A 25,479-nucleotide genomic window follows, 5' to 3' on the forward strand; every position below is an offset into this window, starting at 1 on the left:
TATCGAAATATCGTCATGTCAATGCTGTTGCTTGCATAACATTCAGCTGCCGACAGGCGCATACTGGCTGCCTACGCGCGCCGCGCGAAAGGATGATTACGTGCTGACTTTTGACGAGTACCGCAGCCACGATGCGATCGGCCTGGCCCAACGGGTGGCCAGGGGCGACATCACCCCCGACGAATTGCTGCAAACGGCCATCGATCGCGCCCAATCAGTAAACCCGCTGATCGGCGCCCTGTCCCAGACGCATTACGATCTGGCACGCGCGGCGATCCGAAACGGGCTGCCGGACGGCCCGTTCAGGGGCGTTCCGTTCCTGCTGAAAGACATCTCCGTGCAGCTCGCCGGGACGGCGACGAGCAATTGCAGCAAGCTTTTTGCCGACAGCGTGGCGCCTGCGGACTCGACGCTGGTCGAGCGCTACAAGCGGGCGGGCCTCGTGATCTTCGGCAAGACCAACACCCCGGAAATGGGCCTTGCCGCTTCCACCGAGACTGCGCTCCATGGGATCACGCGCAATCCGTGGAATCACGAGCACACCTCGGGGGGATCGTCGGGCGGTGCCGGCGCCGCGGTCGCTGTCGGCATCGTGCCGGCAGCCCAGGGCAGCGACGGCGGCGGCTCGATCCGCATCCCGGCGTCTTGCTGCGGCCTGTTCGGGCTGAAGCCGACCCGTGCCCGCACACCGCTGGGCCCGGTGATTGGAGAAAGCTGGGGCAGCATGGGCGTCGCTCACGTCCTCACGCGGAGCGTGCGTGACAGTGCCGCACTGCTGGATGAGACCCAAGGCGCCGCCCCGGGCGACCCTTATGCCGCCCCTCCAGTCGCGCGCAAGTACCTCAGCGAGGTCGGGGCCGACCCGGGCCGGCTGCGCGTGGCGCTGCAACTTGCACCGCTCTCCGGCTCCCCGGTCGATACGGAGTGCATCGTTGCAGCCCGGAGCGCCGCGCAGTTGGTCTCGAGCCTCGGGCACATCGTCGAAGAGGCACAACTGCCCGGGAACATGGAAGAGCTGGGAACCGCTTCCTGGGCGCTGGTGGCCACCGGCGTGAGCGGCGCCCTGCACCGACAGGCAGCGGTGCTGGGACGCGCACTGCGCGAGGACGATGTCGAACCCGTGACGTGGCGCGCTGTTCGCCATGCAGCCACGCTCTCCGCGCTGGACCATGCGGACGCGCTGCTCAGGATCCACCAGCACGGCCGCCGCATGGCGGCGTTCCACGAGCGGTACGACATCGTGCTCAGTCCGACCCTGGCGCAGGTCGCCGTGCCACTCGGCCCGCTGAGCATGAGCAATCCCGAGCTCGAAGCGTACACTCGGACACATATGCGTTTTACCCCGTTCTGCAACCTCTTCAACATGAGCGGCGCGCCCAGCATGTCGGTGCCGCTGCACTGGACCCCGGACGGCTTACCGGTGGGCGTGATGTTCAGTGCGGCGTTCGGTCGGGAAGACCTGCTGTTTCGACTCGCCGGCCAGCTGGAACAGGCGCAGCCTTGGTTCGACCATGTCCCCGCGCCAGTCTGAACGGAGCGCGGGCAGCGCCGCGAAGACGGCCGCGAAACGGCCGGCGCGCGGGGGTGGCGTAGGCGCGACGCTCAGCGACCGCATAGCCGGGGCCTACCCGGACATGACACCTTCGTCCCGCAGGATCGCAAGCTACATGCTGGCCAACGAGCACCTGCTGCCGTTCGAACACGCTGCTGCGATTGCGGACAAGGTGGGCGTCAGCGCGATGACAGTCAGCCGGTTCCTGCGCTCGCTCGGGTATCGAGGGTTTGATCAACTGAAGAACGAATTGCGCGGCACTGCCACCACTCCCGGCCTGCTGGTCAGCGACCGGCTCGACCGCATCCGCGGCAACGACCGCGATGGTGTCGCGCTGCACGACAACCTCCAGCTCGAAGTGAACGCACTGATCGCGGTGTACGAGCAGGTCGGCACACCATTGTGGAACCAGACCGTTGCGCGGCTCGTCACGAGCGACCAGGTGTTCGTCGCGGGCTTCCAGACCTTGGGCGGCCTTGCCGCCGATTTCGCGGCCCGGTTGCAGTACTTGCGCCCCGGGGTCGGTATGCTCGATGGCCGCGACGGCACCTTCGCGGAGTTGTTCGCTGGCAGCGCGAAACGTCCATGCCTGGTGCTGTTCGAAATGCGTCGCTACACAAAGTTCAGCCAGTTGCTGGGGCAGCAGTGCCGCCAGCAGGGTGTCCCGCTCGTGATAATTTGCGACACCCACTGCCACTGGGCTCGCGACTGCACCGACGCGGTCTTCACCGTCAATACCGAGAGCAACCTGTTCTGGGACGCGCAGGCGCCTTACTTGAGCCTCACCAATTTGATGCTCGACCAGGTGGCCTGCAAGCTAAGGCACCGCACCGCCGACCGGCTGAAGGCTCTTCGCGCGTTGCAGGACTCGTTCGGCATGTTCGTCGACTGATTCGCGCGCGGTGAACGCCACGCGGGCTTGAGTTGGGTTTTTTCGAACCGCTGATCGCGGGGAAGTTCGACTTTCATGCGATCAACCCGCAAGCCCCGCATCCCATTTGAAATTCAACAGAGCCCCAACATCTTGTCGTAGGAAATTTGGTTGCCGCCGGCCAGCTTGTCGTTCATCACCACCATGACATGGAGAAATTCAGAGCCCTTGACGACCTGGTGGGTGGCAAGCACAGAGTTCTCCGCAAGGTAGGTGCGGTACTTTTGGAGTTGATTCCAAATCAGATCCCCGACGAGCAGTGCCCGGTCACTGAGAAGGTGACTTGCTATTCAGAAGTTCCCACAGCCAGATCGCAACCCTCGTTGAGCGTCAGGGAAAAGCGCCAACTACGGATTTGGGATCGGGCATTTTCGTGACGTACCTTTCATTCAGCGCAAGCATCCCAGCAGCAACTCGAACGCCGGCGCAATGTGCTCCTCCTGCACGCAGGCGTATCCCAACAGCAGGCCGCGCTGCGTGCCCCCTCGCGCGTAGTAACGCGACAGCGGCCGCGTCAGGACGCCGCGCTGTTGCGCCTGCTGCGTGACGGCCACGTCATCGCTGCCGTCGGGCAGGCGCAGCACCAGGTGCAGCCCCGCATTGCTCGACTGCGCATCAAGGTAGGCCGGCCCGAGCCGCTCGCCGATGAGTCCGGCCAGCAGCGCGCGCCGCCGCGCATACAGCACCCGCATGCGCCGGATGTGAGCGGCGTAGTGACCTTGGTCGATCAGTTCGGCCAGCGCAGCCTGCGTGATTGCGTGCCCCTCGCGGTAGAGATCGGCATGGGCGGTGCGAAACGGCTCGGCCAGCGCTTTCGGAAGCACCATGTAGCCCACGCGCAGGCCCGGAAACAGCGTCTTGCTGAAAGTTCCGACGTAGATCACTGGGCTCTCGGCCTCCAGCCCCTGCATTGCGGGAATCGGACGGCCGGCGAAACGGAACTCGCTGTCGTAGTCGTCCTCCACGATCCAGCTGCCCGATGCGCGCGCGAAGTCCAGCAACTCGCGCCGCCGCGCCAGGCTCATGACCGAACCCAGCGGGTACTGGTGCGACGGCGTGACGAAGATCAGCCGCGGCGGCTGCCCTCCGCGCGGCCAGGCAGCAGACCCCGCCTCGACGCGCAACGGCCGCACGCGTGCTGAGCCCATCTGCAGCACTTTGTGGAAGCCCCAATAGCCCGGCTCCTCGACCCACACGGTGTCCCGTGGGTCGACCAGCATGCGCAGGGTCATGTCGATCGCCTGGTGCACACCTTCGGTCACCAGCACCTGGTCTGGATCGCAGCGCACCGAGCGTGCCACGCGCAGGTGCTCGGCAATGGCGGCACGCAGCGCCGGATGGCCGCCGCCATGCGAATAGGTCAGCAGCTCCGGAGCCGGTGCGCGCCACAGTCGCGTGAGTATGCGACTGAAGGTGCGGTGCGGGAACTGCGTCACGTCGGGCACACCGGGCATGAAGGCTCCCCATTGCTGCGGAGCCGCCGAGGCGTTGGCCAGCAGTGCCTGCGCGCGCTTCGCCAGGCGCACCGGTGAGCTGGCGGCGGGCTCGGTGCTGCGTGCGAGGCCCGCGCTGAGGAGGCTGTCTGGCGTGGTCTCGGCGACGAAGGTGCCGCTGCCGACGCGCGAATGCAGGTAGCCCTCGGCCTGCAGCTGCGCATAGGCGTGCAGCACGGTGTTGCGCGACATGCCGGTCTCCCGCGCGAGGTCGCGCGAAGCCGGCAGCGCACTCGACGGCGGCAGGCTGCCGTCGAGGATCGCCTCGCGCAGGCAGTCGTAGAGCCGGCGGTTCAGCGCGGTGCGGACGTCGGCCGCGAGGCGCTGCAGCACCAGGTCGGCGCAGATCGATTTCATACTTGGCTCTTTGAATTGGCACCACCAAACAAACGAAAGTGGATCTTTCAATTGGTGCCAATTCGACATTCAATCAGATCTTCAGCAATCACTCCACTTTCTTGACCATGACCACCAACAGTGAACTCCGTGACCGACGCCTTGCAGCCACGCCGCGCGGTGTCGGCGTGATGTGCGACTTTTTTGCCCAACGAGCCGAGAACGCCAGCCTCTGGGACGTCGAAGGCCGCGAGTTCATTGACTTTGCAGCCGGCATCGCCGTGCTCAACACCGGGCACCGCCATCCGCGCGTCGAGGCAGCCATCGCCGAGCAACTGGCGCGCTTCACCCATACGGCCTACCAGATCGTCCCGTACGAGAGCGTCGTGAGCCTGGCCGAGCGGCTGAACAAGCGGGTGCCGATCACCGGTCCGGTGAAGACGGCCTTCTTCACGACCGGCGCCGAGGCGGTCGAGAACGCCATCAAGATCGCCCGCGCCCACACCGGGCGGCCGGGCGTGATCGCCTTCGGCGGCGGCTTCCATGGCCGCACGCTGATGGGCCTGGCGCTGACCGGCAAGGTGGCGCCGTACAAGGTCGGCTTCGGCCCGTTCCCGGGCGACGTATTCCACGTGCCGTTCCCGAGCGCACAGCAGGGTGTGGCCGCAGCCGACTCGCTGGCCGCCATCGGACAGTTGTTCAAGACCGACATCGACCCGCAGCGCGTCGCGGCGATCATCATCGAGCCGGTACAGGGCGAGGGCGGCTTCAACGTCGCGCCGACCGAACTCATGAAGGGGCTGCGCGCGCTGTGCGACGCGCACGGCATCGTGCTGATTGCCGACGAGATCCAGACCGGCTTCGGACGCACCGGACGCCTGTTCGCGATGCTGCATCACGGCGTCGAGCCCGACCTGATCACCATGGCCAAGAGCCTCGCCGGCGGCATGCCGCTGTCGGCCGTCGCCGGCCGCGCGGCGATCATGGACGCGCCCGCGCCAGGAGGCCTGGGCGGCACCTACGCGGGCAATCCGCTGGCGGTGGCTTCGGCCCATGCGGTGCTCGACGTGATCGAGGACGAACAGCTCTGCGGCCGCGCCGACGCGCTCGGCCGTCGGCTGGTGGCGCGCCTGCTGGCGGCGAAGGAATCGAACCAGGGCATTTCCGATGTGCGCGCGCAGGGTGCCATGGTCGCGATCGAACTGCGCGACCCCGCGACTGGCGGGCCCGATCCCGAGGCCGTGCGGCGCGTGCAGGCACGCGCGCTGGCGCAGGGCCTGTTGCTTCTGAGCTGCGGCATGCACGGCAACGTGATCCGCTTTCTGTTTCCGCTGACCATTCCCGATGCGCTGTTCGAGCGTGCGCTGACGATCCTCGATGGCGCGTTGCAGGCATGAGCAGCTTGCGCGACCTCGGGCTCAGCCGCCCGCAACTGCTAAAGAACGCCTGCCTGATCGATGGCCAGTGGGTGCCCGCCGATGACGAAGGCACCCTCGAGGTCCGCGACCCGGCCAATGGGGAACTGCTCGGCCTGGTGCCGAACATGGGCCGCATCGAAGCCGGGCGTGCCATCGCCGGCGCCGAGGCCGCGCTGCCGGCCTGGCGCGCACGAACGGCGCGCGACCGTGCCGCGATCCTGCGCCGCTGGGCCGACCTGATGCTGGCGCACCAGGAGGATCTGGCGCGCCTGATGACCCTCGAGCAGGGCAAGCCGCTGGCCGAGGCGCGCGGTGAGATCGCCTATGCCGCGTCGTTCATCGAATGGTTCGGCGAGGAGGGCAAGCGCGTCGACGGCGAGGTGCTGCAGGCGCAGCGCGACGGCCAGCGCATGTTGGTGCTGAAGCAGCCGATCGGCGTCTGCGCGGCGATCACACCCTGGAACTTCCCGGCTGCGATGATCACGCGCAAGGTCGGCCCGGCGCTCGCGGCCGGCTGCACCATCGTCGTCAAGCCGTCCGAGCTGACGCCGCTCAGCGCGTTCGCGCTCGGCGCGCTGGCGCAGGAGGCGGGCATCCCGCCCGGCGTGCTGCAGATCCTGGTCGGCGATGCCGCCGCGATCGGCGCCGCGCTGTGCGAGAGCGACACGGTGCGCAAGCTCAGCTTCACCGGCTCGACCGGCGTCGGCCGTCTGCTGATGCAGCAGTGTTCGCCGACCATCAAGAAGCTGTCTCTCGAGCTCGGCGGCAATGCGCCCTTGATCGTCTTCGACGACGCTGACCTGGACCGCGCGGTCACGGGCATCATGGCCTCGAAGTTCCGAAACATGGGCCAGACCTGCGTGTGTGCCAACCGAATCTACGTGCAAGCCGGCGTCTATGACGAGCTGGCTCGCCGGCTCGTGAAGGCTGTCGAGGCGCTGCGCGTAGGCAATGGCCTGGAACCGGGCGTCACGCAGGGCCCATTGATCGACGGGCGCGCCATCACCAAGGTGCGCCAGCACATCGACGATGCGCTGACCCAGGGCGCGAAATTGCAGACCGGCGGCAGTGGCCATTCACTCGGCGGAAACTTCTTCGAGCCCACGGTGCTGACCGGCATGACGCAATCGATGCGCGTCGCGGGCGAGGAAACCTTCGGGCCGGTGGCGCCGCTGTTCCGCTTCGAGACCGAGGACGGCGCCATTGCGATGGCCAATGCCACGGTGTTCGGGCTCGCCGCCTATGTCTTCACCGAGGACAGGCGCCGCATCCGGCGCGTCAGCGAGTCGCTCGAGACCGGCATGGTGGGCGTCAACACCGGGCTGATCTCGAACGAGGTCGCGCCCTTCGGCGGCGTCAAGCAGTCAGGCCTGGGCCGCGAAGGCTCGCGGCATGGCATCGAGGACTACCTCGAACTCAAGTACGTGTGTCTTCAGGATTGACCCGTGCTCCCACAAATGACGGTGCGTGCGAAGAGGACCGGTGTCCCGGGCAACCAGTGATACACATAGTGCATTTGACCCCACTGGTGAGCATCGACTCCACCGTCATTGACCTGAGCCTGTCCATGTACGCCTGGGCCAAGTAGCAGCGTACCAAGGGCGCCGTGAAGCTGCACCTGGTTCTCGACCACGACAGTTACCTGCCGTGCCTCGGCGTGGTCGCCGACGGCAAGGTGCCAGACGTGAAGGTTGCCCAGTTGACTGACTTCGGCGCCGGCACCATCGTGGTGGACAACCGGGGCGTCTTCTTTGTGACACGTATGAAGAGAGATGCCTTCTACGAGGTCGTCCAGGAGCTCGAGCCGCCGCAAAACCGCACCATCGTGCGCGACCAGCCGCATCGACTCTTCCAATGCCATGCGGGCCTTGGCCGGATCGGCCCTGAGGATTGCGAACTGCTCCGGAATCAAGGCTCTCTCGCTGCATGTTCGCGTTGTACCAATCTGCGAAGAGGTCGACGCGGCGCTGCGTCTCCTCCTAGCGCGCATTGCGCGGCCCTTGGCCGTCGAAGGTCCGCTCGCCCAGCAGGAACAGGTTGGCGCGCCGTTCCGGCGAGTGCCACAGCCTGGGCGCATTCGGAAGAGTCTCGCCGACATAGGCCTCCGCCAAGTCCTGCACGCCGTCGAACGTGCCCTGTGCGGCGACAGGATCCGTTGGACGGCCGTGCGCACCTGCGTGTGGCGCGGCGGATCGACTTCGACGATCGGGCTGGGCGCGCGCCAGGCGCCCGGCTTGCGGATGTCGGGCAGGCCCGAACCGCCTTCAGAGGAGAAGGTCTGCCAGCCCTTCAGCGCCGGCTGGACGTTGCGATGGCGGCCCATCACGTAGACGCCGTACCGCGAGAGGAACCCGACGGGGCCGGCCTGCCGCACCTGGGCGTGCATCCCGAAAAAGCGTTTCGAGTACGCTGTCTTCGTAGGGATCGCCGTCGCTCGAGGGGATGGGTGTGGGATGCGAGCCCATGGCCTTTCCCGCTCAGGCAATGCGACCGCCGTCCACCGGCAGCGCGATTCCAGTGGTGAAGCCGGCCTCGTCCCCGAGCAGATAGAGCACCGCCGCGGCGATCTCCTCGGGTTCGCCGAAGCGGCCGCTCGGTATGCGCGAAAGCATGGTCTGCGCACGGACCGCCCGGGCGTCGCTGTCCCCTGCCTGCGCAAAGCTCGTGTCGGTCATCGGCCCGTTGATGGTCCCGGGGCAGACGCAGTTCACGCGGATCTTCTCCGCCGCATGGTTGAGCGCGAGACTGCGCGTGAGCATCGTGACCGCGCCCTTGGACGCCGAGTACGCGGAGAGAAAGGGCGAGCCGATCAGGCCCGCGGTCGACGAGAACAGCACGATCGAGCCGCGGCCGATCTCCCGCATCTGGGGCACGAAAGCGCGCGCGGCGAGCCACGGGCCTTTCGCGTTGACCGCGAACAGCCGATCCCACTCGGCCTCCTCGATCTCGATGGCCGGCTTGGCCGGGCCGAGGATGCCGGCGGCGGCGGCCAGCAGCTCGACCGGGCCGAGCTCGCGGCGCGCGGTCTCGGCGGCGCGCGCGACGTCGTCGGCCGACGAGGCATCGCCCACGACGCTCACCGAGCCGGCACACCGCGCGGCGGTCGATGCCAGGCCGGCCGCGTCGCGATCGAACAGGAGCACGCGTGCGCCCTGCCCGGCAAGCGCCAGCGCGGTAGCTTTTCCGAGGCCGCTCGCGGCCCCGGTCACGGCCGCCACGCGGCCTTCGAAACGTTGGGTCATCGATGGGTCTCCCGTGTCAGGGCATGGCACGCCGGTACTGCACGAAGCCCGAGCGCTCGGCGACCTTGTCGTAGAGCTTCATGGCGTCCGTGTTCGTCTCGTGGGTCAGCCAGTAGACGCGTGAGGCGCCCTGCTTGCGGGCCGTGTCGTAGACGTGCTCGATCAACTTCCGGCCCTGCCCGCCGCCCCGGCATGCCGGGTCGACGAACAGGTCCTGCAGGTAGCAGTAGTCGCCCTCGGTCCAGGTCGAGCGATGAAAGATGAAATGCACGAAACCCACGGGCCGGCCGTCCTGCACGGCCAGCGCGCAATGCATCGGCTCGGCGGCGTCGAGCAGGCGCGCGAAGGTGCGCTCGCTCACCGCCGGCGCGAGGTCGACCTTGTAGAACTGCTGATAGCCCTTCCAGAGCGACGCCCAGACATCGAAGTCGGCCGAGGTCAGGAGACGAATGGAGACCGCGCTTGTCATGTCGCTGTTCCTTTGTGAGGTTGCCAGGTTCCGGTCGCTTCGATCTGCGCGGCCAGTTGAAGAATGAGGTCGTCACGCCCGAGGCGCGCAATGATCTGGGTGCCCACGGGCAGCCGTTCGGGTGTCCAGTAGGTCGGCAGGCTCGCAGCGGGCTGCCCCGAAGCGTTGATCAATGCAAAGAAGGTCGAGTAGCGCCCCATGCGGCGGCGGAAGTCGCTGAAGCTACCGGTCATCGCCAGCTCGCCGATCGGAGCCGGCAACTGGACCAGCCCCGGCGTCATCAGCACGTCGACGCCGTCCATGCAAGCCTCCATCTGGCGCCCGATGTCATGGAAGCGGTTGATCGCCGAGGCGTAGACCGCCGCCGACACCGAATGGCCCATCTCGTAGCCGTCACGGATCGCCGCTTCGAGATCGTCGTCGCGCAAGGCCCGGCCGAGCACCTTCAGGCGTGCATCGACCGACACCACGATGTTGGCCGCCAGCACTTCGGCGTGCGCATCGACGAAGCCGTCGTAGTCGAAGGCGGGCGTGTCCATCTCGACGATCTCGTGTCCGAGCGATGCGCAAAGCCTGGCCGTCGCCTCGAGTGCCGCCACGCATTCGGGGGCAAGCACCATGTCGCCGAAGGGCTTGCGCCATACGCCGATGCGCAGCGCCCGCGCCGGGCCCTGATCGAGCGCTGCGAGGAAGGTCTTCTCGAACACCGGGCCGGCATAGGGCGCGCCGGGCTCCGCGCCGGCGATGGCATCCATGGCGGCCGCGGTGTCGCGCACCGTGCGGCTCAACACGCCGTCGACCGCCAGGCCGCCCCATCCTTCACCCCGGAACGGCCCCATCGGCACCAGGCCGCGCGAGGGCTTGAGGCCGAACAGCCCGCAGCACGAGGCGGGAATCCGGATCGATCCACCGCCATCGCTGCCATGGGCCACCGGAACGATGCCGGCCGCCACCGCAGCGGCCGCGCCGCCGCTGGATCCGCCGGCCGAACGGCCTCCATCCCAGGGGTTGCGCGTCGGGCCGCCGTTGCGCACCGCCTCGGTGCTCGGCGCCATGCACAGCTCCGGCACGTTCGAGCGTGCGAACGCGATGAAGCCGGCCATCTCGAAGCGGTCCACGAGGGTGGCGTTGCGCGTGTAGCGCATGTCGTTGAACAGCCTCGAACCCAGGCTCGATGGCAGCCGCGTCGAGGCCAGGCCGGAATCCTTCAACAGGAACGGGATCCCACCGAAGGCGCCGCGCGACGTCCACGCCCGCGCGACGGCCATCGATTCCTCGTACTGCTCGTAGCTCAGCGCATTCAGGGCCGGGGCGCGCGCGCGCGCCAGCCGGATCGCGCACTCCATCAGTTCCTGCGACGTAACTTCGCCGGCCCGCAGCAGCGCGGCCAGGCCCAGGCCGTCCAGCTTTTCGTACTCGTGATCTTGCATGGAGCTCAGGCGTTGGCCTCGGCGCTCGCCCAAGCGTCGGCGACTTCGCCACCGCGCGCAAACCACACATTGGGGAAACCCTGCATCCAGGCGATGAATTCGCGCAGCATCGCGATGCGCGACGGCCGGCCGATGACCTGCGGGTGCATCGTCAGAGAGAAGAGGCCGCCCCAGCGGTAGATCTCGCGGAACTCGTCCTTCCAGACCTCGAGGATCTGCTGGTTCGAGACGATCGTGCGCGGCGTCTTGATGGAGAACAGCGCGAACGGTGCATCGTCGAGGCTCCAATGGACTGGCAGTTCGATCGGGCCGGCGCTGCCGTCGGCCAGCACATGGCGGTAGGGATTGATCTGGTCCATCAGCGAGCTGTCGTAGCGCAGCCCGTACTTCTGGATCAACGCGATCATGTTGTGGCTCGTCTCCCACGCCGGCGAGCGGTAGCCCAGGGGCTTGACGCCGACGGTGGCCCGAAGCGCCTCGAGCCCCTTGACGAAGACCTCTTCCTCGAGCTCCGGCTTGTCGGGATCGATCCATTCGTGGAGGTAGCCGTGGTGCCCGACCTCGTGCCCGTGGCGCAGCACCAGCTCGACCTTGTCCTGGTGCCGTTCGGCGGTCCAGCCAGGAACGAAGAACGTGGCAGGCACGTCGGCGTCCTTCAGCGTCTCGACGATCTTCGGCACGCCGACCTTGGCACCGTAGGTGCCTTGCGACAAGGTGCCGGGGCGCTTCGCGTTGGCGGGATCGCGAGACAGCCAGAGCGTCTCGGCGTCGAAGTCGAAGGCCAGCATGACCGCGCAGCGCGCGCCGTTCGGCCAGATCACGGGATCGTTGGGATTCATCGGTATGTCCTTGGAGTGGATGGAAGGCACGCGGCGCTCAGGCGTGCGCGTGGCAGGCCAGCCACCCGCCGTCCACGGCGATGACCTGGCCTGTGACAAAGGAGGCGTCCTCGCTACAGAGGAACGCGATGACGGACGCGACTTGCGCACCGGTGCCGATCGACTTCAGTGGCGTCGCGTCGACCATGGCCTTCTGGTAGGCGGCGTCGTGATTCAGACGGTGCGCGGTCATCGCGGTATGGATCACGCCGGGCGCCACCGCATTGATGCGGATGCCGCGCGCGGACAGATCGGACACGAGCTGCCGGGTGAGCTGCGAGATGCCGGCCTTGGCCACCGCGTAGGCGGTCGAACCCGGGAAGCCCGTCTCGCCGAAGACCGAGGCGACGTTCACGATGCTGCCGCCGTCCGCGAGCGCGGGCAGCACATCGCGCGTCAGGCGCAGCACCGCACGCAGGTTGACACCGAGGATGCGGTCGATCAGGGCATCGTCCGACAGCGCGAGCGCTTTGGAGCCGCCGACGCCCGCGTTGTTGACCAGGAAATCGACGGCGCCGCCGAGCCCCCGGGCCGCCTCTATGACGCGCAGGGGCGCCTCGTCGCTCGCGAGGTCCAGCGCCAGCGTGTGTACGCCGGCGCCGATGGCCTCGCCTGCCTCGAAATCGAGGTCGACGGCCAGCACCCTGGCCCCCTCGGAAGCAAAGCGCTCCACGGTCGCGCGACCGATGCCCCGGGCCGCGCCGGTGACGATGATGTTCTTGTCCTTGAATCGCATGCGCTCAGGCCTCCTTCGAAGCGGCGACCGGCATCGGCGCGGCGCCCAGGTAAAACTGCTGCAGCGAGGCCAGGTCGACATCGGGTCCGTTGACGCACGAGTGCGCCACCCGGCCTTCGCGCAGGATGTGGATCTCGTCGGCGAGCTCGAGTGCCATCGAGACGTTCTGCTCGACGAGCAGGATGGACAGGCCCCGGGTGCGCAGGTCGCGGATGATGTCCGCGATCTCTCCCACGACCTTCGGCGACAGCGCGGCAGAGGGTTCGTCGAGCAGCAGCAAGCGGGGCTTGGCCAGCAGCGCGCGCCCGATGGACAGCATCTGGCGCTCGCCCCCCGAAAGCAGTCCGGCCAGCGCCTTCCTGCGCACGACGAGCCGCGGGAAGAGCGCGTAGACCTCGGCGAGGTCGCGCCGGATCTGCGCCTTCTCGCTGCGACGGTGATAGGCGCCCATCAGGATGTTCTCCTCCACCGACATGCCGGCGAACACTTCCTTGCCCTGCGGCACCAGCACCAGGCCTTTGCCGGCCATCTGGTACGCCGGCACCTGATCGACGCGCTGGCCGTCGAGCAGGATCTCGCCGGCGGTCGGCACCACCAGGCCGGCCAGCGCCTTCAGCGTGGTCGACTTGCCGGATCCGTTGCCGCCCAGCACCGCCGTCAGGCCGCCCTTGAGCACGGAGAAGGACACGCCATACAGCACCTTGGTGCGTTCGTATCCGGCCTCGATGTTCCTGACTTCAAGCATGCTTCGACCGTCCTGTTCCCAAATACGCCTCGACCACGCGCGCGTCGTTGATGGCCTCCGACGGCGTGGCGTCGGCAATTTTCTCGCCGTAATCGAGCACCACCACGCGGTCGCACACGGCCTGGACCACGCGCATCACGTGTTCGACGAGCAGCACGGTCACACCGTAGTCGGCACGCATGCGCCCGATGACTTCGATCAGGCGGTCGACCATGGGCGGCGAGAGCCCGGCGGCCGGCTCGTCGAGAACGAACACACGCGGTCCCGTGGCCAGGCCGCGCGCCAGTTCGACCATGCGCTGTTGGCCGATCGACAGCGCCGTGGCAGGCTGGTCGATGAACTTCTCGAGGTTGAACAACGACAGCGTCTCGATGGCCTTCGCGCGAACCTCGCCGTCTTCCCGGCCGGCCGAGGCCAGGCGGAAGATCGAGGCGCCGTAACCGCTCTTCAGCCCCGGCTGCATCGCCAGCGCGATGTTGTCGGCGACCGACATCGAGGGGAACAGCCGCAGCATCTGGAAGGTGCGCGCGACGCCCGCGCGCGCAATGCGCCACGGCGCGGTGCCGGAGATCCGGGTGTCCCCCATGTAGACCGCCCCGGCGCTCGGCGGCAGGACGCCCGTGACGATGTTTGCGAGCGTTGACTTCCCCGAACCATTGGGCCCGATCAGCCCCACGATCTCGCCCTCGCCGACGTCGAAGCTGATCCCGTTGAGCGCCACCAGCCCGCCGAAGCGGCGCGTCACGGTGTCGAATCGCAGCAGAGGCGCCTTCATTTCTTCGTCCTTCCGACCCATGCGCCGAACACGCCCTGCGGCATCACGATCACCATCACGATCATGAGCAGGCCATAGATGATCAGTTTGTAGTTGGCGGCGAAACCGAGCACCTCCGGCAGCGCGGTGAAGACGACCGCACCCAGCAGCGGGCCCCAGATCGTGCCGCGCCCGCCCACGACCACCATCGCGACGATCGTCGAGGAGGTCAGCACGGTGAAGTCGTCCGGCGTCACGCCGCGGATGTGGTGTGCCACCAGCACGCCCGCCGCGCCGGCCAGCGCCGAGGCGATCACGAAGGCCGTCAGCTTGCTGGCCGTGGTGTTCAGGCCGATGGCCCGTGCCAGCACCTCGTCGTCGCGCACGGCTTTCCACGTCATGCCGAGGCGCGAATGCGCAAGGCACCAGCCGATGGCGACGCTCGCCACGCTCAGTCCAAGGGCCAGGTAGTAGAAGCGGTCGATCGACTCGAAGCCCGCAACCGGCTTCACTTCGATGCCGAACTGGCCGCCGGTGAGCCCCTTCCACTGCGTGAGTGCGAGGTAGACGATGGTCTGGAACGCGATCGTCACGATTGCCAGGAAGTGGCCGCGCAGCCGCAGCGCCGGCAGTCCGAGCAGCAGACCGCACAGGCCGGCGACCAGCATGCCCGCCGGCAGGTTGAGCCAGATGCCGGTCCCGAGATCCCGCGCGAGAATGGCGGTCGTATAGGCGCCGATCCCGAAGAAGGCCGCATGCGCAAAGGAGAACTGCCCGGCCCAGCCCATGACCAGGTCGAGGCTCACCGCGAGCATGACGAAGATGAAGATCATCACCAGGATGTTCAGGACATAGCCGCCCGGCCCCATCGCCGGCAGAAGAAGCAAGGCGCCGATGGCGACCAGCAATGCAAGAAGATGACGCATGTCAGGAACGCTCCGTGGATTGGCCCAGAAGGCCCTGCGGGCGGATCAGGAGCATGGCGATGACAAGGAAGAAGCCGATCATGTCCCGCAGTTCATTGCCGATGTAGCCGGACACCATCGCCTCGATCACACCCAGGCCGATACCGGCGATCACGGCGCCGCCGATGCTGCCCATGCCGCCGAGAATCACGACCGTGAAGGCCTTCATGACCAGCATGGCACCCGCAGTCGGCTGCACCAGAAACACCGATGACATCAAAGCGCCTGCCACACCGGCCATGGCGGCGGCGATGGCGAAGGTGATCACGGCGATCTTGCGCACGTTCACGCCGCTGATCAGCGCCACGACAGAGTGTTGCGCCATCGCCCGCAATGCGCGTCCGGTCCAAGTAAAGCGCAGCACCAGCAGCAGCGCGACCACGATCGCGATCGTGACGCCCACGATCAGCACGCGCTGCCCCGTCAGGAACACCGGTCCGATCTGCACCGGGACGCTCGCCAGGTCGGTCTTCAGGGACTGCGGCTGGGCGCCGAACACCAGCAGGGCGCCGTTCTGCAGCAGCACCGAGAGACCGAAGGACGCAATGATGGCGTTGCCCGGATCTCGATTGGCCAGCGGCTTGAAGACGATCCGCTCGGCCAGCATGCCGAATGCGGCAAGACAGAGCACCACCACGAGCAGCGTGAGAAAGAGAGGCAGGCCGAACACCGCGGAGGCTGTGACGGCCGCATAGCCGCCCAGCATGTAGAACTCGCCATGGGCGAAGTTGACGATGTGCAGGATGCCGAAGACCAGGGTCAGGCCGACGGCCACCAGCACGTAGCTGGCGCCGTTGACCAGCCCGTTGGCCAGGAACTGCGGGAACAGACTGAGCAAATCCATTTTGACCTGGGGCTCGTCAGTCGAACGGCAGCCACTGGCGCTTGCCGTTGCGCACCACGGCCAGGCCGATCTTGAAGCTGACGCTGCCCTTGTCGTCGAACTTGGACACCGTGCCGTCCGGTCCTTGCACCAGCGGCACGTCCTTCATCGACTTGAGCGTGGCCTGCATGGCGGCGCCGTCGAGCTTCGGCGCGCGGCGGGCAGCCTCGATCAGCAGGTGCATTGAGTCGTAGCCCAGCGCGCTGTAGACGTCGGGCTCCTTCCTCATCTTCTGGCGGAAGGCGGCGGTGAATGCCTGGCCGACCTTGTTGGGCGTGGACGGCTCGAACATGGACGACACCGCGAAACCTTCCGAGGCCGGTCCCGCCAGCTCGATCAGCTTGTCGCTCATCATCGAGCCTGAGCCCACCAGCTCGGCCTTCAGCCCGACCTCGCGCGACTGCTTGATGATCTGCGCGCCGGCATCCATCAGGCCCGCGATGTAGATCGCGTCGGGCTGCTTCATGCGCACCTTGGTGAGCACCGTATAGAAGTCGCGCTCGTCGGGGTTGTAGCTTTCGACACCGACGATCTGGCCGCCGTACTGCGGAATCACCTTCTTCATCTGCTCGGCCAGGGACGAACCGTAGATCGAGTTCTCCTGGATGAGCGCGACCTTCTTCGCATTGAGCTTCTTGACGATGTCGCGTGCCGATTGCTCGCCCTGCTCGTCGCTGCCGGGGAAGGCACGGAAGAACCACGGGTCGCCTGCGGTGTTCGCGTCGGTCACGTTCGACGAGGTCGAGCCTGCCGAGACCATGGGCACCTTGAACTCCCGCGCCACCTTGAATGCAGCCAGCGCAACCGCGCTCACATAGGTGCCGCTGATGGCGATGACCTTGTCGGATTCCACCAGCTTGCGCACGGCGGTCACGCCCTTGGTCGACGAGCCCTCGTCGTTCTCGACGAAGAGCTGCACCTTGCGACCGTTGGCGCCGCCCTTGGCATTGGCCTCGTCCGCGGCGAAGCGAATTCCTTCCAGGATGGAGGTGCCGGCCAGCGCGGCGGGCCCGGTCAAGGGGAGCATCACACCCAGCCGGATCGGTTCGCTCTGACCCTGGGCACCAGCCATGGGAACGACGGCAGCAGCAAACAGTGCCAGAACGGCACGACGCATGACGATTCGCTTCATATCAAGGATCCTTCTTTTGGGGAGTCAACACAGTCTCGGAAATGCACCGATTCGACGCAGATCCATAAATTTTGGGCTATCTGTATTGCAATGCAGTACACTATGATTCTATAATAGTACGATCAAACCATTTATCAGGGTTAGTACGCAGATTTTCGTGCGTGCCCTGGATCGCGTCGATTTACTTACCTTGGAAAACCGGATGTCAGCGCCTGATCACTTGTTTGTGCAGTCCGTGGCGAAGAGCATGAGCGTGCTGGAAGCACTGGGGGCGCGGCCGGGGCCGCTCAGCCTGAATGAGCTTGCGGAGCAGGCCGGCATAGACCGAAGCACGGCCCAACGCATGGCACATACCCTGGCCACCTTGGGATATCTGGAAAAGGGACCGAATGGCCGCGGCTACGTTCTTGGCAAGAAACTGCTGGAGCGCACGTTCGACTTTCTGCGCGGCAATCCGCTCATGGAACGTGCTACACCCGTCCTTGCCGATCTGCAGCGGCAGACGGGTGAGCGCGTCGACTTGAGCCTGTTCGACGACTTGTCCATCATCTATGCGATGCGCAGGCAGAGTAAGCGCGAGACGTTCTTCGCGACACTGGTGGGACGACGTATCCCAACTTACTGCTCATCGGGGGGGCGAGCCATCATGTCGTTCTTGAGCGAAGAAGCGGTCGACGACATCCTGGATCGTTCGGTGCTTGCGCCCCTGACGCCCAAGACCGTGACGGACAAGGCGCAGATCAAGTTGAAGGTCGCCGAGGCGAAAGCGCTCAACTACGGCCTGTCACTGGAGGAGAGCCTGCTTGGCGAGATCGCAGTAAGCTCGGCAATCCTCGACCACAACAACCAACCCATCGCGGCCGTCCATATTGCCGGGTCTTGTTCTGAATGGAACCGCGAGTCGTTCACACAGCGCTTCGCACCACTAGTCATCGAGGCTGCCAGAGCCCTCGGGCGCGGATAGGATGAACGAAGGCGCCCATTCTCTGCTCAAAGGCATAGGGGTCGAATTGCGATGTCAGCCTCAAGGATTCCATAAAACAATTCTTCACGTCGCGTCTTGTTGTCGATGAAACTGCCGCCGCCGTCGGCGTGCAAGACGACGAGCCTATCTCGCCTGCGCGACCTCGCCTCAGGTCCGCACGGCTGAAGGCGAAAGTGTCGGCGCCGGTTGAGCTTTGACCCACCGGGGATGCGGATAAAAACTTGAACTGGTTTTAAGTCGCAAGTCCAAGGCTCTCCCGGTATTCGATGGGGCTGAGAGAGCCAAGAGAGATCTTGATCCGCCTCTCGTTGTACCAACGGATGTAGGAATCAACTACCTCAATGAACTGCTCAATGGTCGTCGCCTGCCAGGCTCTCATTGGGCTCGTTAGCGAGGTATATCGACGTCGTCTCAACGGAAGCATGCCCCAGGTTGTTTTGCACCACCTGGATGGGGACCGGCGCCTTTCCTTCCCTGCCCTGCAAGGCATGCGACGCATGTGAATGACGTAGCCAATGCGTGCTGGCCCTTTTCAGCTGCCGCGCATCGGCGCCGTCAAGACTGTCGGCGGCCTGCGCCAGGAACGCCTTGATCGCTTGGTAGAGCCCCGAGGCCGACCAGGATGCCGGCCGCTCGAGCGTGGCGTCGAAGCGCGCCATCACAGGAATGCCCCGATTGCTCGGTGCGCTCACCTGACGCTCGAAGCCGAATCGAGCCAGCTCTTCACCAAGCTCTTCGACCAGCTCGCCCGGAACCGGCACCTGCCGGCGGCGCCCGCCCTTGCCGACGACCAACAGCATCCAGTCGTTCGCCACCGTCCCATTGGCCGCCTTGTCGTCGACCTGCTCCAGGTCCTCGCATTTCACGTTGGTGATCTCGGCCAGGCGCAGCCCGGTCGCGTAGAGCCAGCGCATGCCGCGCCGCAGCCGCCGCCCGGCCTCCGTGCCGACATGGTCCTTCAACAGCACGTCGACGTGGTCCCACTGGGCGAAGGTCAGGGTCCGGCTCGCGCCGAGCGGCCGCGGCGGCTGGCTCGGCAATGCCACAGCTGTGAAAGGATTCCCTGTGACGTAGCCCTGGCCCACGAGGAAAGCAAACAGGCTCCTCAGGATGGTCAGCGAATGCCGCAGCGCGACCGGGGCCAGCGGTCCCTCAAGGGGCCGCCACAGAGGCGACCAGCGCTGGTGATGCCGCGGCCCGCACCAGGTCGACGGCGGATCGGCGAGGAAGGATCGGTAATCCGTCGCGTCCTCCACCGACAGCGAAGATAACGCCTTCTTTCGCTCAAGGATCGCCCACAACAGCAGCCGCTCCGCCTCCTTGCGATATGCCCGCTGCGTCGACGAGAGTTCGCCGTTCAAACGTCCCGCCTGCTTCGAAGCCAGCCAGGCGCCGATCGCCTCGTGGTCGTTGCGGGCCAGGATGAGACATCTCTCGATCGGGGCACGAAAGCGCCCCGCACGGCCATCCAGATCGGCCGGCAGCAGGAATTTCTCGAAAGGGCGGATGGCGGTGGCCGCTGGCACCACCTCGGCCAGAGTGGACACCGACAGTTGCGCACGCGGCTGGTCCACGTGCGACCCGATGCGCAGCCCCAGCACGATCTCGTTCGCATGGAGCCATTCGAGGATCCGTGCGCCCTTGAGCGCTCCCACGCCAGGCACCTGCACCCACCAGCGCGCGCCAATGCCGTTGATGCGCTCGACGAGCGCCGCGAGTGTCGGGACACCGGCGCGCTCGAGGCGGCTGGCCAGCGAAGGATTCAGCCACGCCCCCACGCGATCGCCCGGTCGAGGATCCTGCGCCACCAGGCCTTGCAACCAGCGCAGCGCTTCGAGCTGCCGCTCGATGACGCGGGCCCGCCGCGTGGGCTGGGCCGAAGCGCCCTGGGGTCCCCTGCCCTGCCCGCTCCTGGCTCCCCTCGCACTGGGCGGGTAGGCCTCTTCATAGGCTTCCAGCTGCTCGGCTTCCGAAAAATCCTCCATGCCCTGCGCTTGGGCAAACTCGGCCAGCGTGGGCTGCTTGGGCGCCGACTTGATCCGTTCCGCGTCCAGCAGGATCAGCCGGGCGGTGCCTGGCTTGTTCTCCCGCCTGGCCGCGGCGGCAAACTCGTCGCGGATCCAGGCGATCGTTTTTCGGACTGTCCTCAGGTCCGTGTGCTCGCCTTCGAGGCGCAGGTAGCGGTCCCAGCTCGCGCGCTCATCGAGGCCTTGGGCCAGGGCCCGCATGAAGGCGAAGTGCCCGCCGTGCAGCTTGCGCGGAAGTGCCTTGGGCTGCTTCATGTCGGCCACGAAGGGCCGCGGTTCTGCTCGGCCCGGGATCCCCAGAACTTCCACCAGGGCCGAGGTGCCGCCAGCGGCTGCGGCGGCAGTCGCGCCAACTGGCTCGCCCGCACCCTTCGGCGCAGCTCGACCTCGAGGGCATGGGCAACCCCGTTCGCCTCTCGGTCGCCGCGAAGCGCCAGGGTGCGCCAGGACACAGCCAGGCGCTCGAGCGCCTCCTCATCAAGGTGCTCCAGTTGCGCAGGTGTCGGTACGGCAGCCATGGCTGGGAAGGTCAACCGATTAAAAGCTGGACGTTTGGTCGGATGCATCACAAACGGTGGGGCCATCGAGATAGCACTGCCCTCCTCCCTCTTGGAGAGCGGAATCGCGTGTGACCGGGTTTGACGTGATGATGGACATTATTATCATCAATATCATTTTGTAGCGTCGCCGAGGGCATTTTTCGAGAAGCTCTTTTCAAGTGGTTGAATTTATTGGAGTTTTTCGAATTCCGGTTGTTGCAGGAGGAAGCGCTGTTGGACGCGAATGGTTGCCGGTTTGGCAAATCCATGCATCTCCATAGCCCCGCAACAATCCCAACGGTTCTCACATTGGGCGTGGCATGGCTCAAGCGTCGAGTCGGCGCAGCCGTTCCAATGCCTCCCCTATTGCCGCACCCAAGGCCATCGTGGATGCGGTCGCGGCGGGTCCGGCAGCCAACGTGATGGTCACATCGCCCGCCACCGACCTGCTCAAGACCCCAGCCTTCGCTCCCGCCACCTCAACCTCCACCCTCCTGAGTTTTTGAAAGTTAGCATTCACATCCAATAAACGCGCAAGTACCGTGGCTGCCGGCAGATTCTGGCCGCGCAGCTTTTCCACTCTCTTGAGGACACCCTTTCGATCCTTGTCCATGGCGGCGTTGATCTGCTCCGCGTGGCGGAAGCTGATCTCCAGTGGGCTTCTGAACACGTCGACGACGGCTGACGGGAGTTGGGCCACGATCAGCGCCTTGCGAACCCAGGTATGGCTCACGCCGAGATTTTCGGCGAGCTGGCGCTGCGTCGGAAAGAGCTGTGCCTCGAGAGCCCGCTGGTACATGACCCCCTGCTCATACGGCGACAGGTCTGCACGTTCGCGGTTTTCCCGATCCATGGCCGCGAACAGGTCTCGATCACTCAGCTCCTCCGTCCAGATCGACGCCAGTACGGGGATACCGAGCTCCAAGGTTGCCTGGTGGCGACGGTGGCCAAAGACCAGCTCGTATTGGTCCGCATCGTCCTTCAGCGGGCGCACCAGGATCGGCTGCACATTTCCCCCGGCATGCTCGATATCAGCCTTCAATCCCGCGAACTCGCTCGTGCTGAACGACGATGCATGGCGGTTGGCCCAGCTGCTCGGGCGAATCGTTCGGGGATCCAGCTTGCGGGTCGGAAGCGCCCCTTCATATTGGCGAAGCTTGTCGCGCAACGCCGCCATCTCCCCTTCCACTTGCTGAATCTGCCCACGGAACGCCATCATCTGGCCGGGACCGGTTCGAGGCGCCATCGGACCCGTGACGGCCGGTGGAAACCTGGTTTCCACGGCTGCGGCGGCGAGCGGCTGAGACTCCGTCGAGCTTGCTGGCGGTACCGGGCCCGCATGGTCCGGCGCGGCTGGGGGAAGCGACAATCCTGCGGTCAGCGCCTCAAGCCGCTTTCGGGTACTAGCCATGATGGGTATCTCCTTGAACGAAGACGCTTGATCGGGGATGCGCCTCGGCGGGCGTGTACCGCGGAGGAAGACACGACTCGACCCTTCCAATCGGGCAGTCACGCGCCCGCCGCAGAACAGCCTGTCTGCGTGGAAACCAGGTTTCCACATCTTCCCTTCCCGGAGTGGCTGGGACCCACGTGGAAACCTGGTTTCCACGACCCCGCGTCTGCTCAGAGCGCACTACGCGCCGGCACAAGTCCGGGAAGCGGAGATCGTGCCTCGGCGTGGTGTGGCGCAGCGCGCTCCCCCTCCCCTGCTCCGCCCGATTGCGATACCTGGAAACCGGGTTTCCACTGGGGGTGCCGTCGGTCGACCTCATTTCTGCGTCTTCCCCTGGGCGGCCCAGGCACCGACGACCGACTGCTCCACCAGTTCGACGAACGAGTCATAGGCATCGACAGCGCGCTTGTAGGTCTTAGCCGCCCCCTCGTACTTCTGGACGTCATAGACGGTCGCGAACTCGGCCGCCTTGTTGCTGGTGACGCTGGTCTTCGGGATCTCGACCGGCAGCGTGTACTCCCCATACGTCGCCTGGATCCACTGGCGCACCGCGGGCATGGCAGGATCGGCCGCGTCGACCCGACTCAGAAGGACGTGCAGGAAGTCGAAGGCCTTGCCCTCACGATCCTGGCTCTGCCCGTCCAGGTTGCCTCCGAGATCCGCCAATAGCGACCAGAACTGCGCCGACGAGGCGAAGTCCAGGCCGGACGGGGGCACCGGCACGACGATGCCGTTCGCCGCCCATAGCGCATTGATAGTGACGTACGACAGAGAAGGGGGCGTATCAATCACGATCACGTCATAGAGGTCCCGCACACCCTCGAGGCCTTCGTTCAGCACGTCCCAGAACTTGGCGCCGGGCTGCTGCATCTGACGCGCGGGGAGGGCGAACTCGGCCGAGAACAGAAAAGGTGCCGCCGCAACGAGGTCAATGCCATCCCAATAGGTCGAGCGGATCGCATAACGAATGTCGTTCTCGGTTCCGTCGCAAAGCGGCCCGATCGTCATGTCCTCAGTCACCTCGGCCTCCGGCAGGAGTCCGTGCAAGGTGGTGAGCGACCCCTGCGGATCGGTGTCGATGGCCAGCACCCTGTGGCCCCGAAGACTCAGCCCCTGCGCCAGGATCATGGCGGTCGTGGTCTTGGCGACCCCGCCCTTGAAATTGCCCACGGCAATGGTCACCGCCTTGCGTCCGGCGGGCCGCATCTTCTCGCCGCGGTAGGTGCGCGTCCAGCGCCGCAACTCGTCCAGGCCGAAGGTGCGCTTGCCGCCCGAAGGCGTGAGACGGCCCGACGGCAGATCCTCCTTGGTGATCCGGTAAGCCACGTGCGCCTTATCGACCCCGCACAGTGCGGCCAGTTGGGCTGTGGAATATGTCGGGGCGATCTTCCTGGCCTCGGGCGCAAGGAGCAAGCCGCGGATCTGCTCGACCATGGAACCGGCCCGGGTTGCCAAGGCGGCAATCTTCGCCATGTTGATGACCTGACGCGGCGGTGCCTGGATCTCGGTGGAAACCTGGTTTCCACCGACCGGCGGGACAGTAACTGACATATAGGAAGCCCTATTCAACGGAATTTGGCCATTCTATGGGAATCCATCGAATGAACAATATCCGATGATATCGGCAAGGAATACGCCATTCCTATTGTGAGGACGGTTGGGCAACTCCCGTCTTCAGTGGCAAGACAAGGGCAGCCCAAGCCCTCCACGAGGCGAATCATGCCCTTCATCGGCCACGCCGAGACCCAATTCCGCGCTCCTGCGGACCGCGGAACGGGAAGGAGAGGGGAGTTCCCCATATCCACTCACATCAAACCCCACTGCCACTCACGTACGACACACCTTGACCCTATCCGCACTCACGTCAAATCCCATCGGATCTCACACAGAATCCCAAACGGACTCACAGAATGCGCGCCAACTCCTTGCCCCGCCTGGGGAAACGCCGCGCCCAACTCTTCAATATCCCAAGTGTTTAATTCCAAAGAAACAAAGAACGATCGCTCGCTCACTGTGAATTGACCTCTTCACAATACCTGGGCATCATGTGAACCCTTCCAACGATCGCTTTCCCCATGGCCGAGGATGACTCTCCACGCAGCGCACCTCGTCAGCCTCCGACAGCCGAGGAGCAGAGCGTCGCCAAGGCCAACGAGGCCATCGCCATCCGGCCCAAGCGCGGACGCCTGACCCTGCTGTCGCGCCGCATCTACAACGCGCTTCTCTATCACTCGCAGCGCCAGGGCGTCGACGAGCCGGTTTACCGGCTCGCCCTGAGCGAACTCATCGGCGACGCGCGCTTCAACTCCAACAACACCGAACTGCTGAAGTCCCATCTGCGCGACATGCAAGCCACCACGATCGAATGGTCGACAAGCAGCAGTTCACTCAAGCGCTGGGTCTCCTCGCAGCTGCTTGGCACCGTGACCATCGAGGAGCAGGGCAGGGGGCGTCCTTGCATGGTGACGTGGCGCTATCCGGAGGAAATCAAGGAGAGGCTGGTCAAGCCGCACCAGTACACCCGAGTCCTGCTCGAGATGAGCAGCCAGATGCGCAGCTACTCGGCCGCTGTGCTCTACGAGATCGGCGCGCGCTACCTGACGTCGCCGGGACGGCTCTCGATGCGCGAGGACGTGATGTGGTGGGCCGCGGTCCTCACCGGTCGCAGCGACATCAAGGAGGTCGACTATCGCTTCCTCAAGCGCGACGTGATTACCAAGGCCATCGCCGAGATCGATGCGTTGTGCGAGGAATTCGGCCTGGAACTGATCGAGCACAAACGGGGCCGCAAAATCGAGGAAATCCAGTTCCGGGTGGTGCCCAAGGTTCAGCAGCGCCTCGGCGATATCGATGCGCCGAACCGCAACGTGTTTGACCTGGAGCTTGTGGCGCGCTTGGTCGGACTCGGCATCAAACAGGACGAGGCACAGGATCTCTACGCGACCACGGACGAGGGGCAGATCCGCGCCACCCTCGACCATGTCGATGCCCGCATGCGCAATGCGTCGATGCCCGCCCTTAAATCGCCGGCGGCCTACTTCAAGGACGCATTGAAGAAGGGCTACGCCGGGCTCACCGCAGTCGAACCCGCGTCTTCCTTGGTGGCAGGCGCGGCTCCCGCGCTCGTCGCCCCGGCCCCGGCCCCGGCATTGTCTGAGGCCGATCGGCTGCGCCGTATCCGCGAACTGTGGGAGAACGACCGTACGGGAAAGGCGCGCGCAATGTTCGCCGAGATGCTCGAGCCCACGCAGGCTGACCTGCGTACCCGTTTCGAGACCGAGCGACTCGAACAAGTGGCTGCGCCAATCGCCCGCGCCTGGCGGCGCGACGGACCGGACAGCCGCATCGCAGCGACGACCTTCTTCAAGTGGCTCGCGCAGGACACCTGGCCCGAGGAGCCCAGCGATCGCGTATTGCTCGATTTCGCACTGCAACGTGGGGTGCAGGGGATTTAGCGCATGCAAGCGCCGGTCTCTCTCAGTCTGAGAGCCTGAGGTGGACTAACTGCGGA

Annotated in this window: 22 protein-coding genes and 1 pseudogene; 6 read left to right on the top strand and 17 right to left on the bottom strand. The window is 65.7% G+C overall.

Annotation, left to right across the window (positions count from 1 at the left end):
* The first annotated feature begins 100 nt into the window (after nucleotides 1–100).
* Together AC1DYK_RS16570 and AC1DYK_RS16575 are read left to right on the top strand one after the other, a co-directional pair.
* Nucleotides 101–1,531: an amidase gene (locus AC1DYK_RS16570; protein ID WP_478167317.1), complete on the top strand. Its 1,431-nt coding sequence runs from the start codon at nucleotides 101–103 to the stop codon at nucleotides 1,529–1,531.
* Nucleotides 1,512–2,444 carry a MurR/RpiR family transcriptional regulator gene (locus AC1DYK_RS16575; protein WP_478167318.1) on the top strand — a complete coding sequence of 311 codons (933 nt, stop codon included), beginning with the start codon at nucleotides 1,512–1,514 and terminating at the stop codon, nucleotides 2,442–2,444. Before AC1DYK_RS16570 ends, AC1DYK_RS16575 begins: the two co-directional genes overlap by 20 nt.
* Nucleotides 2,445–2,872: 428 nt before the next feature.
* Here AC1DYK_RS16575 and pdxR read toward each other — a convergent pair whose 3' ends face one another.
* Entirely contained in the window at nucleotides 2,873–4,333 is a 1,461-nt protein-coding gene (gene pdxR, locus AC1DYK_RS16580) for a MocR-like pyridoxine biosynthesis transcription factor PdxR (protein ID WP_478167319.1), read from the bottom strand.
* A gap of 107 nt (nucleotides 4,334–4,440) precedes the next feature.
* On the opposite strand from pdxR, the gene AC1DYK_RS16585 reads away from it, so the two are divergent.
* Together AC1DYK_RS16585 and AC1DYK_RS16590 are read left to right on the top strand one after the other, a co-directional pair.
* Nucleotides 4,441–5,709, top strand: a complete 1,269-nt coding sequence (locus AC1DYK_RS16585; protein ID WP_478167320.1) for a 4-aminobutyrate--2-oxoglutarate transaminase — start codon at nucleotides 4,441–4,443, stop codon at nucleotides 5,707–5,709.
* Nucleotides 5,706–7,172 (top strand): NAD-dependent succinate-semialdehyde dehydrogenase, encoded by a 1,467-nt coding sequence (locus AC1DYK_RS16590; protein WP_478090056.1) that lies wholly within the window; start codon nucleotides 5,706–5,708, stop codon nucleotides 7,170–7,172. Before AC1DYK_RS16585 ends, AC1DYK_RS16590 begins: the two co-directional genes overlap by 4 nt.
* Here the strand turns inward: AC1DYK_RS16590 and AC1DYK_RS16595 are convergent.
* The 12 genes from AC1DYK_RS16595 to AC1DYK_RS16650 form a co-directional block, all read right to left on the bottom strand.
* Nucleotides 7,163–7,642: a hypothetical protein gene (locus AC1DYK_RS16595; protein WP_478167321.1), complete on the bottom strand. Its 480-nt coding sequence runs from the start codon at nucleotides 7,640–7,642 to the stop codon at nucleotides 7,163–7,165. The genes AC1DYK_RS16590 and AC1DYK_RS16595 overlap by 10 nt on opposite strands.
* A gap of 67 nt (nucleotides 7,643–7,709) precedes the next feature.
* The gene (locus AC1DYK_RS16600) at nucleotides 7,710–7,850 is read right to left on the bottom strand and encodes a hypothetical protein (RefSeq protein WP_478167322.1); all 141 of its coding nucleotides are present in this window, start codon (nucleotides 7,848–7,850) and stop codon (nucleotides 7,710–7,712) included.
* Nucleotides 7,851–8,207: 357 nt separating this feature from the next.
* Entirely contained in the window at nucleotides 8,208–8,972 is a 765-nt protein-coding gene (locus tag AC1DYK_RS16605) for an SDR family NAD(P)-dependent oxidoreductase (RefSeq protein WP_478167323.1), read from the bottom strand.
* Nucleotides 8,973–8,988: 16 nt separating this feature from the next.
* Nucleotides 8,989–9,441, bottom strand: a complete 453-nt coding sequence (locus AC1DYK_RS16610; protein ID WP_478167324.1) for an N-acetyltransferase family protein — start codon at nucleotides 9,439–9,441, stop codon at nucleotides 8,989–8,991.
* On the bottom strand, nucleotides 9,438–10,871 hold the full coding sequence (locus AC1DYK_RS16615; protein ID WP_478167325.1) for an amidase: 1,434 nt from the start codon (nucleotides 10,869–10,871) through the stop codon (nucleotides 9,438–9,440). Before AC1DYK_RS16615 ends, AC1DYK_RS16610 begins: the two co-directional genes overlap by 4 nt.
* A gap of 5 nt (nucleotides 10,872–10,876) precedes the next feature.
* Nucleotides 10,877–11,710 (bottom strand): polysaccharide deacetylase family protein, encoded by an 834-nt coding sequence (locus AC1DYK_RS16620; protein ID WP_478167326.1) that lies wholly within the window; start codon nucleotides 11,708–11,710, stop codon nucleotides 10,877–10,879.
* Nucleotides 11,711–11,747: 37 nt separating this feature from the next.
* A complete protein-coding gene (locus AC1DYK_RS16625) occupies nucleotides 11,748–12,485 on the bottom strand; it encodes an SDR family NAD(P)-dependent oxidoreductase (protein WP_478090642.1) in 738 nt (245 codons plus the stop codon).
* Between the two features lie 4 nt (nucleotides 12,486–12,489).
* A complete protein-coding gene (locus AC1DYK_RS16630; RefSeq protein WP_478167327.1) occupies nucleotides 12,490–13,230 on the bottom strand; it encodes an ABC transporter ATP-binding protein in 741 nt (246 codons plus the stop codon).
* A complete protein-coding gene (locus AC1DYK_RS16635; protein WP_478167328.1) occupies nucleotides 13,223–14,005 on the bottom strand; it encodes an ABC transporter ATP-binding protein in 783 nt (260 codons plus the stop codon). Before AC1DYK_RS16635 ends, AC1DYK_RS16630 begins: the two co-directional genes overlap by 8 nt.
* Complete coding sequence (locus tag AC1DYK_RS16640; RefSeq protein ID WP_478167329.1) at nucleotides 14,002–14,910, bottom strand: branched-chain amino acid ABC transporter permease; 909 nt, start codon at nucleotides 14,908–14,910, stop codon at nucleotides 14,002–14,004. Before AC1DYK_RS16640 ends, AC1DYK_RS16635 begins: the two co-directional genes overlap by 4 nt.
* Nucleotide 14,911: 1 nt before the next feature.
* Nucleotides 14,912–15,793, bottom strand: coding sequence for a branched-chain amino acid ABC transporter permease (locus AC1DYK_RS16645; protein WP_478167330.1), 882 nt, complete (start codon nucleotides 15,791–15,793; stop codon nucleotides 14,912–14,914).
* Nucleotides 15,794–15,809: 16 nt separating this feature from the next.
* Nucleotides 15,810–16,964, bottom strand: a complete 1,155-nt coding sequence (locus AC1DYK_RS16650) for an ABC transporter substrate-binding protein (protein ID WP_478158378.1) — start codon at nucleotides 16,962–16,964, stop codon at nucleotides 15,810–15,812.
* Between the two features lie 202 nt (nucleotides 16,965–17,166).
* On the opposite strand from AC1DYK_RS16650, the gene AC1DYK_RS16655 reads away from it, so the two are divergent.
* A complete protein-coding gene (locus AC1DYK_RS16655) occupies nucleotides 17,167–17,928 on the top strand; it encodes an IclR family transcriptional regulator (protein WP_478167347.1) in 762 nt (253 codons plus the stop codon).
* 253 nt (nucleotides 17,929–18,181) lie between these two features.
* Here AC1DYK_RS16655 and AC1DYK_RS16660 read toward each other — a convergent pair.
* The 4 genes and pseudogenes from AC1DYK_RS16660 to AC1DYK_RS16675 all read right to left on the bottom strand — a co-directional run.
* Nucleotides 18,182–18,325, bottom strand: a pseudogene (locus AC1DYK_RS16660) (IS3 family transposase); the annotation flags it as partial.
* Nucleotides 18,300–20,231 carry a phage integrase family protein gene (locus AC1DYK_RS16665; protein WP_478167331.1) on the bottom strand — a complete coding sequence of 644 codons (1,932 nt, stop codon included), beginning with the start codon at nucleotides 20,229–20,231 and terminating at the stop codon, nucleotides 18,300–18,302. The gene AC1DYK_RS16665 and the pseudogene AC1DYK_RS16660, both read right to left, overlap by 26 nt.
* A gap of 609 nt (nucleotides 20,232–20,840) precedes the next feature.
* Nucleotides 20,841–21,926, bottom strand: a complete 1,086-nt coding sequence (locus AC1DYK_RS16670; protein ID WP_478167332.1) for a ParB/RepB/Spo0J family partition protein — start codon at nucleotides 21,924–21,926, stop codon at nucleotides 20,841–20,843.
* A gap of 357 nt (nucleotides 21,927–22,283) precedes the next feature.
* Entirely contained in the window at nucleotides 22,284–23,519 is a 1,236-nt protein-coding gene (locus AC1DYK_RS16675; protein ID WP_478167333.1) for an AAA family ATPase, read from the bottom strand.
* A gap of 524 nt (nucleotides 23,520–24,043) precedes the next feature.
* On the opposite strand from AC1DYK_RS16675, the gene AC1DYK_RS16680 reads away from it, so the two are divergent.
* Nucleotides 24,044–25,423 (top strand): replication initiation protein, encoded by a 1,380-nt coding sequence (locus tag AC1DYK_RS16680; RefSeq protein WP_478167334.1) that lies wholly within the window; start codon nucleotides 24,044–24,046, stop codon nucleotides 25,421–25,423.
* Nucleotides 25,424–25,479: the final 56 nt, after the last annotated feature.

This window comes from Variovorax sp. P2_H12 (assembly GCF_056403395.1).

Bases quoted from the DNA above. Each gene is read 5' to 3' on its own strand.
- AC1DYK_RS16615 (WP_478167325.1), bottom strand. From the start codon at position 10,871: ATGCAAGATCACGAGTACGAAAAGCTGGACGGCCTGGGCCTGGCCGCG.
- AC1DYK_RS16585 (WP_478167320.1), top strand. From the start codon at position 4,441: ATGACCACCAACAGTGAACTCCGTGACCGACGCCTTGCAGCCACGCCG.
- AC1DYK_RS16625 (WP_478090642.1), bottom strand. From the start codon at position 12,485: ATGCGATTCAAGGACAAGAACATCATCGTCACCGGCGCGGCCCGGGGC.
- AC1DYK_RS16675 (WP_478167333.1), bottom strand. From the start codon at position 23,519: ATGTCAGTTACTGTCCCGCCGGTCGGTGGAAACCAGGTTTCCACCGAG.
- AC1DYK_RS16610 (WP_478167324.1), bottom strand. From the start codon at position 9,441: ATGACAAGCGCGGTCTCCATTCGTCTCCTGACCTCGGCCGACTTCGAT.
- AC1DYK_RS16630 (WP_478167327.1), bottom strand. From the start codon at position 13,230: ATGCTTGAAGTCAGGAACATCGAGGCCGGATACGAACGCACCAAGGTG.
- AC1DYK_RS16665 (WP_478167331.1), bottom strand. From the start codon at position 20,231: ATGAAGCAGCCCAAGGCACTTCCGCGCAAGCTGCACGGCGGGCACTTC.
- AC1DYK_RS16680 (WP_478167334.1), top strand. From the start codon at position 24,044: ATGGCCGAGGATGACTCTCCACGCAGCGCACCTCGTCAGCCTCCGACA.
- AC1DYK_RS16670 (WP_478167332.1), bottom strand. From the start codon at position 21,926: ATGGCTAGTACCCGAAAGCGGCTTGAGGCGCTGACCGCAGGATTGTCG.
- AC1DYK_RS16575 (WP_478167318.1), top strand. From the start codon at position 1,512: ATGTCCCCGCGCCAGTCTGAACGGAGCGCGGGCAGCGCCGCGAAGACG.
- AC1DYK_RS16650 (WP_478158378.1), bottom strand. From the start codon at position 16,964: ATGAAGCGAATCGTCATGCGTCGTGCCGTTCTGGCACTGTTTGCTGCT.
- AC1DYK_RS16635 (WP_478167328.1), bottom strand. From the start codon at position 14,005: ATGAAGGCGCCTCTGCTGCGATTCGACACCGTGACGCGCCGCTTCGGC.
- AC1DYK_RS16590 (WP_478090056.1), top strand. From the start codon at position 5,706: ATGAGCAGCTTGCGCGACCTCGGGCTCAGCCGCCCGCAACTGCTAAAG.
- AC1DYK_RS16655 (WP_478167347.1), top strand. From the start codon at position 17,167: ATGTCAGCGCCTGATCACTTGTTTGTGCAGTCCGTGGCGAAGAGCATG.
- AC1DYK_RS16605 (WP_478167323.1), bottom strand. From the start codon at position 8,972: ATGACCCAACGTTTCGAAGGCCGCGTGGCGGCCGTGACCGGGGCCGCG.
- AC1DYK_RS16620 (WP_478167326.1), bottom strand. From the start codon at position 11,710: ATGAATCCCAACGATCCCGTGATCTGGCCGAACGGCGCGCGCTGCGCG.
- AC1DYK_RS16640 (WP_478167329.1), bottom strand. From the start codon at position 14,910: ATGCGTCATCTTCTTGCATTGCTGGTCGCCATCGGCGCCTTGCTTCTT.
- pdxR (WP_478167319.1), bottom strand. From the start codon at position 4,333: ATGAAATCGATCTGCGCCGACCTGGTGCTGCAGCGCCTCGCGGCCGAC.
- AC1DYK_RS16645 (WP_478167330.1), bottom strand. From the start codon at position 15,793: ATGGATTTGCTCAGTCTGTTCCCGCAGTTCCTGGCCAACGGGCTGGTC.